The organism is Flavitalea sp., from assembly GCF_035489435.1.
GTDB lineage: Bacteria > Bacteroidota > Bacteroidia > Chitinophagales > Chitinophagaceae > DATHKG01.
In genome coordinates, this window is sequence record NZ_DATHKG010000027.1 from 48,047 (window position 1) to 58,761 (window position 10,715).

Consider the following 10,715-nt stretch of genomic DNA (forward strand, 5'->3'; position numbering starts at 1 on the left):
TGTTTCTGCATCTACATTTCGTCAATCCACGCCTTACCTTTTTGACTAAGCTTTTCTGAGATAAATCCTGCCTGTTGTTTTAAGAAGGTTTAATGATCAAGGTGTTTGATTAGCGCATTTTTTAAAGGCACATGATTACTGCTTCAACGCTTGGGTTTGTTTTTATTAAACTCTACGGAATGTTTCCAGGGGTATTCTTTTTAGGGTACACTTTCATTGTAAGGTTAAAGAGCAATGTTCAAGGGTAGGGATACTAAATCAAATTATGCTTTTTCAATACGGATTATTGAGCGCTCTGCTTTTTCGTAGTAGAACTGGTGCAGATCATCGCTGTCAATAACTATTTCTCCGATGTTCTTAACATTTACTTTGGACACACCTTCGATGCGTATAAAAAGTTGTTTACTTTTCAGTCTTCCTTTCGAACTCAGGTCTGCGCCGCCTCTTAATGTTACCTTGTTGATATCACGTACAGGTACATATACAATTGCCCTGTTTTTTGCGGATCCTTTTAAACCTGTAATTTTCAGTACGCCATTGTCGACTTCAAGATTCATGGCATTAACATATTTGTCAGTGCCTTCAATGCTGATTGTTTTGGAATCATCTGGAACAAGTACTACTTCGATATTTCCTTTTGCTGAAATAGAACCGAATGGCTGATCAACTGACCAGTTGCGTGATGATTTACCTACAGATGGTTTGCCAGTGGCAAATGATGAGATCGCGATTACTAAAAAGGAAGCGATCAGTAAGAATTGCTTTTTCATGATTGATAAGGTTTGTGTGTTACTGTTTGTTTGTGTTTGTTTGTGTTACTGTTTGTTTGACGCCTCAAATGTCAGATTTGTTACAGGGGTATACAATAGCATATGAATGTGAAAAAAGCATTGACTAATTAAAGCCTTCCAGATAAGTTGATATGTCATGAAAAGCCATTCTTCACTTTTTGTTGCTTTCATCCATGGAAATTGACAATCCATACAGACACTGTGAAAGCGAAGGCAGGGAAAAAGCTTTTTTTGTATCACATATATGGGTGATTCTGATGCTGACCTGATTAATTAATCATCGGGAAGATTAATTTTGGAAACTACTACTTTACTGTTTTGAGATACGTTCTGCATATCATCTTACTCCTTTTGCTGGCACTCCGATTACCGGCCCAGCCCAGGCAATACGTGTTTAACCGGCTGTCTTCGAGGGAAGGCCTGGCTTCAAACTTTGTCTATACCATATTCCAGGATAAAAAAGGCTTTATGTGGTTTGGAACTGCGAACGGCCTTCAACGCTATGATGGAAGAAAGATTATCCGGTTTACACCTCCTCCCGGTTCAGATGAATACCTGCCACCGGTAAGTATATCGCAGATGTTTGAAGATAAAAAAGGTAACATCTGGGTCAGAAGCGGCAAGGAAGTTGGCATATTTGATCCCGCGACTTTCCGTTTTAAACGTGCTGGCATAACGCCCGGGAAACAGGTGAATCCCAGGGCAACCTATAAACTGTGGCAAAACTCCGAAGGGCAGGTGTTCCTGTTGATCTCAAAATTTGGTCTGCTTGCGTACGACTCTGTTTCAAATACATTCGCAAAGCAAAACGGTCCACATGTGAGCGCTCCTGACAAATGGTCGATAATGACAATAATCGAAGATCCGGCTACCAATGATTATTGGCTGGGATGCGATTCAGGACTCGCGTTATACGACACCAGGAAACATACCGTTTACAACCGGCATAAGAATCCCCATAACATTCCGATTCTGAATGCTTTTTCAGAAAACGATGCCATTAACCTGTTGTTTATTGATCAGAGTAACCGTCTTTGGATCACGACATGGAATACAGCAAAAAAACAAGAGAATAACAACTGTTATGATCTGACCAGTAAAACTTTTACCAGTGATACGACAGGCCTTAAGTTCGGTCCCGAAGTTTACCGGGAGATGCGTGGATTTGCCCAACATAGTTCCGGTGGCTTATGGGCATTTGGACGGATGTATTTGTTTTCTTATGATTCTAAACTTCACCGTTTCAATTTTATCAGGAACGAACATCTTGAGGATTATGGAATAAAATACGATTATGTTTTTTCAATGTACGAGGATAAAGAACATAATCTTTGGCTGGGAACTGACCAGGGTGTTTATGCTGTTAACCCTAATGAACAATCATTTAATACTGTTAAAGCACAGGTCAAAGGCAAGGCAGCGGACATATCCATAACAAATTTCCTGGAAACTGCCGACAAACAATTGTTCGTAAGTACCTGGGGTACGGGGCTCATCAGTTATGATCAAAATTTTTGGCAAACGAAAAATAATATTAACGCTGCTGTCCCAAACGGTGATGGCAATTTCCTCCTGCAATGGGATCTGTTAGAACAACAGCCGGCAAACAAAGTCTGGATTGGCTGCCAGTCGGGGCGTATCATGGTTCATGATCTTACAACCAAAAAGAATTTATTTTTTAACCCGCCCATATTCGAGGACAAAACAATCCGCCAGATTATAGGTGATAAAAATGGCAACATCTGGTTTGGCTCACAGTACGGTCACCTTGCAAAGTGGAACAGTCGTACAGGAAATATTAATAATCTTGAGAAAGAACTGGTGCCTGTTGCAAACCTGGAAACGCTGATTTATAAATTGTATGAAGACAAACAGGGTTTCATCTGGGCGGCTACCCATGAATACGGGCTTTATAAAATTGATCCCGCGACCGGAAAAACGGTTGCTATATATTCAACCCAATCGGGCAAAGGGAAATCGCTTTATTCCAATGTAGTCACAGACATAGTGCCGTACAACGACAGCACGCTTATCATTGCTTCAGGCGCAATAAATTTCTTAAATGTAAATACCGGTGCTATAAGGCAGGTTTCATCAGACGATGGGCTTCCTTCAAATACAGTCAATAGCGTTGAGTATGATCAAAAAGGCTCTTTATGGATCAGCCTGCTTACTGGTCTTTGCCGTTACAATATTCCAAACAATATTTTTACAGCATATTCTCAGCGGGATGGTATTTTTTATGACAACTTCCAGATAGGAGCCAGCCTCAGGCTGCCATCGGGTTCGATGCTTTTTGGAAATATCACGATTTTGTTGCATTTGACCCTGATAGGATTGTCAGTAGCCAGACCCCACCCGATGTAAGCATCACTGATTTTAAGTTGTTTAATAATTACCTGTCCCCGGATTCAATTCTCGGTCTCAGCCAGGTGGAACTGGATTATAAGCAGAATTCAATTACCATAGAATTTGCCGCCCTCAGTTTTTTACAGAAAGATAAGATCGTTTATTATTATAAACTTGAAGGTATTGATAAGGAAACTTACCGTACTGACAGACTGTTACTGGCAAACTATACCCAGCTGCCTCCGGGAAGTTACACATTCAAGGTTTGGTGTGAAAATGGGGACGGGATACGATCCAAAGGGGTAACTCATTTAAAAATTCATATCCGCCCTCCATTCTGGAACACCTGGTGGTTCATGTTGCTTATGGCATTGTGTGTTGCTGGTCTTGTTTACCTTGTACACCGGATTAAGGTTAACCGTTTACTCGATATGGAAAAAGTGAGAAGAAGGATAGCCCGCGATTTGCATGACGATATGGGATCCACACTCAGTACCATCAACATCCTGAGTGAGATGGCAAAAATGAAAGTGAACTGCGACACTGGTAAGACCAAAGAATATATTGATAAGATCAGCGATAACAGCAGCCGGATGATGGAAGCGATGGACGATATTGTATGGAGTATAAATCCCATGAACGATAGCATGCAGAAGGTGGTGGCAAGGATGCGTGAATTTGCCACTGGAGTCTTCGAGGCAAAGAATATAGAGTATAGTTTTAAAGTTGATGAAGCTGTTCATGATCTTAAACTGGATATGGAAGCAAGGCGCGATTTATTTCTCCTATTTAAAGAAGCAGTAAACAACCTGGCTAAATATTCAAAATCCAAATGGGCAGACGTTGATATCCGGGTTTTGAAGACTTCGTTAATAATGACAATCAAAGACGAAGGAATAGGATTCGACAATGCGGTGGCCGATGGTGGTAACGGTCTTATAAATATGAAAAAAAGGGCTCAAAGTCTGCGCGGAAAGCTGGATATCAGATCGGGGTTGAATAAGGGCACAGTGATTACCCTGGATGCGCCGGTGAACTAAAAGATGATTTTTCAAATGCTATCTTTAATAATTAAACCCCGGTTATGATAAAAATTGTTTTGTATGAAGATAACCCCCAATTACGTGAAGGTTTATCAATGCTCCTGAACGGATCCGATGGCTTTGAAGTGGTCGCGGCTTTTAAGAACTGTAATAATGTGATGGCTGAAGTTGAAGCTTTGCAACCGGATGTTGTATTGATGGATATCGACATGCCGGGAACCAATGGGATTGACGGGTTGAAATTAATCAGGCAAAAAAATGCAGATGTAAAAGTATTGATGCTGACAGTTTTTGACGATAACAAAAATGTTTTTGATGCAATACGCAATGGTGCCAATGGATACCTTTTAAAAAAGACGCCCCCCGCAAAGTTACTTGAATATATACAGGAGGCGCATTTGGGCGGGGCTCCGATGAGCTCATCAATTGCAACCCAGGTTTTGAAAATGTTCTCCGAAGCAAACACTCCATCCGGAGATGACTATCATTTATCGGAACGCGAGAAAGAAGTACTGCAATTGCTTGTTAATGGCTATAGCTATAAAATGATTGCTTCCGAGATGTATATTTCCATCGACACCGTAAGGTCACATATTAAGAAGATCTACGAAAAACTGCATGTGAATTCCAAAAGCGAAGCAGTAGCAAAAGCCTTTAAAGACAGGCTGGTTTGAAGCTGGCTTGAACCTGGTTTGAACCTGGTTTAAACAAAATCAGTTTGGATTGAAATCTTCGTTCTATTTATTGAATTCATCATTTGCGGCTATGATTTATTTGTATCACACAATGGTTCACAGATCTCATTCACAGTGATCCAATCATAACATTTCTTTAGTTCAGGCATCGTGTTGCAATCGCTTATTGGAACAGTTGTGCCGGAATTAATATTACCAGCCGGTTAACATCACCTGTCATCTCTTATCAATCAATATTAAACCGGGCCATCCCGGTTTTTTAAGTTTGCACTATGGCATAAACTCCAGACACGGTGGATTTATGTGATAAGAATGTAATGGTCACTAAGGCCTTTCACATCTTTATGCGATTGCGGTCCGCAGATATCCATCATACTTTTGCTGCGTACCATTAATCATTAAACAAATCCTAAATCGTTTATTATGCCACCAAGGCTTTTCTCCGGAAAATTATTTTTTACCCTATTCGTTGGAATCGTTGCGCTTTCTTCCTGCAAAAAAGACAAGGACAATGATGGACCCGGTAAAGGTACCATTCCCGAAAAAAAAATCGTAAAGCTTTACCAGGATCCTCAAAATTTTATTGAGTTTTTTTACAACACAGAAGGAAAGCTCAGTAAAATCAACCTTGCCGAAGAAGACGCCGGCAGCGATGTTCAGACCCTCGAAATATTCTATGGCGACAACAAAAGGATCGCGAATATATATACACAGGATGGTCTTCGTATAAATTACAGGTATGAAAACGATAAACTTGAAAGAACAGAAACGCAAGACTCAAAAGGACAAATAATCACAATGGGTAGCTACTTTTATGAAAACGGCAACCTGACTGATTATGGATTATTTGGGCCGTTTCCATTGGAGGATGGCCAGGAAGGCATCTCATACAAACGAGTCCAGGAGTCAAAATACAGTTATAACAATGACAAAAGTATCAGAACCATCACAACAAATTTGCTAAATCCGTTCACAAACCGGATGGAATATGCTGGTCGCCGCGTTTATGAAAGATATGATGCAAAAATCAATCCCCTTAAACACCTTGCCGATTTCAGTTATGGATTTTTCCAGGAATTGAATCCTTCTAACATCCTTAAGGAAGTTGCTTACGATGACAAAGGAGCTGTCCAGGAAACCGTTGAAAGAACTTTTACCTATGATGAATATGGCTATCCTTTGACCTGTGTTGAAAAAACAACAGAGGCAGGAAAAGGACCAGTAACAAAGACACTGACATTTACCTACAAATAGCATTTAGTTAATTAACCCTAATCAACCAGAAAGGGATACCCCGTAAGGTGTTCCTTTTAATCAAATTCCTCAGCATGAAATTCTTCTCAACTTTTTTATTCCTCTCAATTTTCATATCCGGAATTTCGTCCTGTAAAAAAAGAATTTCGGGTTCAGGCAACTCTATTACGGAACAAAGAAATATCGGAAATTTTTCAGGCCTCGAGTCCAATGGCAGCTTTGATGTTTTGATTGTAGAATCTTCAACAACTTCATTAAATATCACCGGGGAAGATAATATCATCAGCGAACTGGAAACTGTTGTTGAAAATGGAACTTTAAAAATCAGGTTCAGGAAGAATCTGAATGTGAAACATGGGGATATTACCATGGCAATCCTGGTTGCCTTAAGTTATTCGGGTAATGTTTCTGATTCCTGTCGGTCTGAATGGAATTTTATTAAAAACAATGATCCCGTTATTGAGGAAAAAATGGTAACGGAAGAGATGAATGCAAAAGGTTATGATTCAGAGAAATCAGTTGGCAAACGTTTGTCTGATTCCGATTTGATATTTCCGAATTTTTTATTTGGGTTATAACCTGATCGTATACCAAAGTTGAAAATCTGACATTGTTTTCAAAGCAAGATGTATGAGATATTATCAGTGCCGAAACAACCATCCCAGTAGAAGACAAAGTAAAACGATAAATGGAGAAGGGATTTTTTTAACACTTAACAGCATCCAGGTCCCAAGTATAACCCCGATGTTCAGAACACTCACTGTTTTGAATTCTGTCAGTGAAATATCTTTCATCATATAGAGCGTTGAGGCAATCATGATCCCAACCACTACCGCATTAATACCTTCAAGCGCCCGGAATACAACAGCATATTTTTTGAGGTTGTTCCAGATCGGGAAAAAAAATATTACAAGCAAAGCACTGGGCATAAAGATCGCAATAGATGCGATGATGCACCCGGCAATCTGCCAGGCCGTGCCCTGGTCTCTCAGGGCCATCCCACCTGTAAATGATGCAATTGAAAATACAGGGCCGGGTATTGCGCGGACTACACCTGCCCCCGTATAAAACTCATCTCTTGGAATATTGATTGCTTGTTGAGAATTACCTTCATTTTTTTCCTGGACTCTTTTGGATTGTGGCCTGGCTACATACTGTTCATACATCATGGGAATCAGCACTTGTCCGCCGCCGAATACAAGACTGCCAAAACGATAAGTGTTTTCAAATAAGTTAAACTGGTTTCGAGACTGCCAATCATTTTTCCTGGCGACTTCCGAGAAGATCCCTGCCAGTAAAAAAACAATTCCAAACATCCAGATATTACCCCACTTGATTTTCTTTGGACTATCAGGTGCCTGGGGAATTCTCTTATCACTTAGATTGGTAACGAATCCTCCCAGCACGATCAGTCCAGGGAAGATCCAGGGCGTTTTGAAAAGCAGGAAGGTTGTAATTATACTTACAAAAAGAATAACTTTTGTAATAGTATTATGTACCGCAAACTTCAGTGATATAGATGCTGCATAAGCCAGGAATCCAACGGCCATAGGCTGTATGAATTTGAAAATTCCGTCCCGGATATTTTCCTGGTCCATGTATTTCAGCAGAAATGAAAATGCACCCATCAACAGACAAGCCGGAAATATCCAGATTAGCAAAGTAAGTGTTCCAAGAATAAATCCACCTCTTTTGTATCCAACCAGCGTAAGCACCTGGGTAGATGACGCACCTGGCAGCAATTGGCAGAATGCATTGTATTCCATCAATTCTTTTTCGGTTATATCTCTTCGTTGTTGCACAAATGTTTTCATCATCATTCCGAAATGGCCTTGCGGACCACCGAATGCTGTGATGCTGTGCAGGAACACTGCCTTTAAAAAAGGAATATGACGAAGTAAAGTCAATTAAGTTTAATTATTTATTATTTTCCCCTGTTCAAATTTGGCTCAAAATAATTCCATAATAATGCGGAAAGCTTTGAAGCCAATACCCATCCGGCATTTTTCGGATCCCAGCTCCGATCTACCTGATTTTTTGTAATGATCGAAAAGATATATGGGCCATGTGGTGCCATCACCAATAAGGTTTCACTACGGGACTGATCCACTTCGCCATTTTTCGAAGCCACAAATATAGAAGGTGGAATAGCGTTGATTGCATGATCATCATTAAAATTTCTACCAAGCAATCTCAACATCTTGTCAGAAATATTCTTGTTTATCACTTCACCGTTATAAATCTTTTCCATCAGTATTACCATTTCCCGGGGCGATGTCTGCCCCCATCCATAAATTGTCCGGTTACTTTCTCTTCCGGGAGTTCTCGAATTTACCCTTGTATATTTTAAACCGAGGCTGTCCATCATTTCATTTATACGCTTCCCTGTACCTGCCAGGCTTTGCAACCAAAGACTCGCAGTATTATCACTCAGGGTTAACATCAACATTATAACTCGTCCTAATTCAATCTTTTCATCCTGCTTAAATGAACCAAGCACATCTTCGCCGGCATATAACAGTGAGTCCCGGTAAATCAAAGGTTGATGATAAGTTAGTTCTCCTTTTTGAATCTTGTCCATAATCCCCACCAGGATTGGGATCTTGATCATACTTGCAGTCGGAAATATAGTATCTGCATTCAAAGCAGCTGTTTTGCCGGTTCTGAGGCATTTTATAAAAATTCCGATATCACCTTCAAAACCTGCTGTAAGGCTTTTGATTTTTGCTTCAAGTTTTTTATCGACCCTTTCCTGGGCAAGTACAGGGGTCGCAAACATAACAGTAATAATCAGGAAACTAATTGCCGAAATACGGGTCATGTTGCGAAATCGGGTATTTAAAGAACTCAAATATAACACATTCTATTGATTATCAATACATTACGAAATAGCAGGCTTATTGGTAGTACCTGTTCCGATCTATTTCTTCTAATACTTTATCCGGAACAAGGTACCTGATTGACTTATGATTCATCAGGTTGTGTCGGATATGCGTAGCTGAAATCTCGAGTAAAGGAGCTTTGACTACCTGTATTCCGGGAGGCAGAGGATTCGGCATTTCGTATTTTGGCCGCAGGTAGACATAGAGCTCATAATTTGAAAGTATCTGCTCATGGTTTTTCCATTTAGGTAGATTTTGATAGCTGTCGCTTCCCATGAGAACTGAAAATAGATGTTGGGGATATTTTTCGCTTAAATAAGTGAGTGTGTCGATTGTGAACGAAGGCCTTGGAAGATGAAATTCAATATCAGAGATTCTTAAACCATCCATTCCCTCAATTGCCAGGTGAACCAGGTGGAGACGGTGGTATTCATTTAACAATCCTACAGAAGTTTTCAGTGGATTTTGGGGGGACACTACAAACCAAACCTGGTCCAGGTTAGTATTTTGAACAACATGCGTGGCTATTATAAGATGTCCATGATGTATCGGATTGAAGGATCCGAAGTATAACCCTATTTTCATTTTGGAAGTATAACCCTATTTTCATTTTGATTGTAGCCTTAGTAATCAAAGCACCTCCACAAAAATATTATCGGCTTCATTCAAGCGAAGGCTCAAATTATATCCTGCCACTGTGATCGAGATTGGATCCCCAAGCGGAGCCACCTGTTCAACTTTCACTATTTCACCGGGAACACAGCCCATTTCCATCAATTTCAGAAATAAGTCGTTGTCTTCAAAGGATATTATCCGCGCCGAAATCCCTGATCTGATGTCTGATAGTCTCTTTTTCATGCTAGATGGACAAATGTAGCTTTGTCTGTTGAAACAACTTTACGAATTTTGGAAATGCCCAAAGATATAACTGTGCCTGTCGTCTCCTTTCATTTCCAGGTACCCTTCCGTTTGTCACAGCGTACCCAAATCCGGGAACTATTAAAACGGCTTGCTATTAAGGAAAAAACTCAATTTGAGTCACTTACCTACGTGTTTTGTAGTGATGACTATCTCCTTGATATAAACCAGCAGTATCTTAAGCATGATTTCTATACAGATATCATAACATTTGATCTTGGTTCTGGTAAGGGTTCGGCTGTGGTCGGGGAGATATATATCAGCATTGACCGTGTTCGGGAGAATGCAAAAACTATTGGGGTCACTATTCAGCACGAATTGCTTAGAGTTATTTTTCACGGAGCGCTGCATCTATGCGGGTATAAGGACAAGTCCGCCAATTCAGCGGCTCTAATGCGGAAAGCGGAAGACCGATATCTTGCACTTTTTGAAAAATGTTCCACGTGAAACATCGCTTCTTCGCTCCGTTGGGAGCGGGATTGTGCCTTTTTGCGGCTGTGTCCCGTTCCGCATTTGGCGGGATTGCTCATGCCGTTCTTTGTTCTTGTCTCCAATCGGCTTTTTTGCTCTGATCAGCTTCAGTAAATCCGACCATTGCACGAAGTGCTGGTTTGCTTTCTTTGTTTACCAGCATTATTATGCAACAGTTTTTGGTCGCTTCTTCGCACCGTTGGGAGCGGGATTGTGCCTTTTTGCGGCTGTGTCCCGTGGTTAATACCTTTGCTCATGCTGGGAGTGGTTCTTGTCTCCGATCGGCTTTTTTGCCCTGATCAGCTTTGTTAG

At 40.6% G+C, this 10,715-nt stretch carries 11 protein-coding genes; 6 read left to right on the forward strand and 5 right to left on the reverse strand.

Annotation, left to right across the window (positions count from 1 at the left end; genetic code table 11):
- Positions 1–263: 263 nt before the first annotated feature.
- Positions 264–770, reverse strand: coding sequence for a GIN domain-containing protein (locus VK664_RS04955; protein ID WP_461397509.1), 507 nt, complete (start codon positions 768–770; stop codon positions 264–266).
- Between the two features lie 339 nt (positions 771–1,109).
- On the opposite strand from VK664_RS04955, the gene VK664_RS04960 reads away from it, so the two are divergent.
- From VK664_RS04960 to VK664_RS04980, 5 genes are all read left to right on the forward strand, one after another.
- Entirely contained in the window at positions 1,110–3,158 is a 2,049-nt protein-coding gene (locus tag VK664_RS04960; protein WP_461397510.1) for a ligand-binding sensor domain-containing protein, read from the forward strand.
- 17 nt (positions 3,159–3,175) lie between these two features.
- A complete protein-coding gene (locus VK664_RS04965; protein WP_461397511.1) occupies positions 3,176–4,180 on the forward strand; it encodes an ATP-binding protein in 1,005 nt (334 codons plus the stop codon).
- Positions 4,181–4,224: 44 nt separating this feature from the next.
- Positions 4,225–4,857: a response regulator gene (locus VK664_RS04970; protein WP_461397512.1), complete on the forward strand. Its 633-nt coding sequence runs from the start codon at positions 4,225–4,227 to the stop codon at positions 4,855–4,857.
- A gap of 444 nt (positions 4,858–5,301) precedes the next feature.
- Complete coding sequence (locus VK664_RS04975; protein WP_461397513.1) at positions 5,302–6,132, forward strand: hypothetical protein; 831 nt, start codon at positions 5,302–5,304, stop codon at positions 6,130–6,132.
- A gap of 74 nt (positions 6,133–6,206) precedes the next feature.
- A complete protein-coding gene (locus VK664_RS04980) occupies positions 6,207–6,710 on the forward strand; it encodes a GIN domain-containing protein (protein ID WP_461397514.1) in 504 nt (167 codons plus the stop codon).
- A 63-nt stretch (positions 6,711–6,773) separates the two neighbouring features.
- Here the strand turns inward: VK664_RS04980 and VK664_RS04985 are convergent, their stop codons facing one another.
- The 4 genes from VK664_RS04985 to VK664_RS05000 all read right to left on the reverse strand — a co-directional run bounded on the left by VK664_RS04985 (position 6,774) and on the right by VK664_RS05000 (position 9,872).
- Entirely contained in the window at positions 6,774–8,039 is a 1,266-nt protein-coding gene (locus tag VK664_RS04985) for a chromate transporter (protein ID WP_461397515.1), read from the reverse strand.
- Between the two features lie 17 nt (positions 8,040–8,056).
- Positions 8,057–8,953, reverse strand: coding sequence for a serine hydrolase (locus VK664_RS04990; protein ID WP_461397516.1), 897 nt, complete (start codon positions 8,951–8,953; stop codon positions 8,057–8,059).
- 76 nt (positions 8,954–9,029) lie between these two features.
- Entirely contained in the window at positions 9,030–9,599 is a 570-nt protein-coding gene (gene nadD, locus VK664_RS04995; protein WP_461397517.1) for a nicotinate (nicotinamide) nucleotide adenylyltransferase, read from the reverse strand.
- A gap of 45 nt (positions 9,600–9,644) precedes the next feature.
- On the reverse strand, positions 9,645–9,872 hold the full coding sequence (locus tag VK664_RS05000) for a FeoA family protein (protein WP_461397518.1): 228 nt from the start codon (positions 9,870–9,872) through the stop codon (positions 9,645–9,647).
- A 54-nt stretch (positions 9,873–9,926) separates the two neighbouring features.
- On the opposite strand from VK664_RS05000, the gene ybeY reads away from it, so the two are divergent.
- On the forward strand, positions 9,927–10,379 hold the full coding sequence (gene ybeY / locus VK664_RS05005) for an rRNA maturation RNase YbeY (RefSeq protein ID WP_461397519.1): 453 nt from the start codon (positions 9,927–9,929) through the stop codon (positions 10,377–10,379).
- Positions 10,380–10,715 lie beyond the last annotated feature (336 nt).

Excerpts from the sequence above, each read along its gene's own strand:
- VK664_RS04955 (WP_461397509.1), bottom strand. The coding sequence starts at position 770 with ATGAAAAAGCAATTCTTACTGATCGCTTCCTTTTTAGTAATCGCGATC.
- VK664_RS04970 (WP_461397512.1), top strand. The coding sequence starts at position 4,225 with ATGATAAAAATTGTTTTGTATGAAGATAACCCCCAATTACGTGAAGGT.
- VK664_RS04975 (WP_461397513.1), top strand. The coding sequence starts at position 5,302 with ATGCCACCAAGGCTTTTCTCCGGAAAATTATTTTTTACCCTATTCGTT.
- VK664_RS04980 (WP_461397514.1), top strand. The coding sequence starts at position 6,207 with ATGAAATTCTTCTCAACTTTTTTATTCCTCTCAATTTTCATATCCGGA.
- VK664_RS04990 (WP_461397516.1), bottom strand. The coding sequence starts at position 8,953 with ATGACCCGTATTTCGGCAATTAGTTTCCTGATTATTACTGTTATGTTT.
- nadD (WP_461397517.1), bottom strand. The coding sequence starts at position 9,599 with ATGAAAATAGGGTTATACTTCGGATCCTTCAATCCGATACATCATGGA.
- VK664_RS05000 (WP_461397518.1), bottom strand. The coding sequence starts at position 9,872 with ATGAAAAAGAGACTATCAGACATCAGATCAGGGATTTCGGCGCGGATA.
- ybeY (WP_461397519.1), top strand. The coding sequence starts at position 9,927 with ATGCCCAAAGATATAACTGTGCCTGTCGTCTCCTTTCATTTCCAGGTA.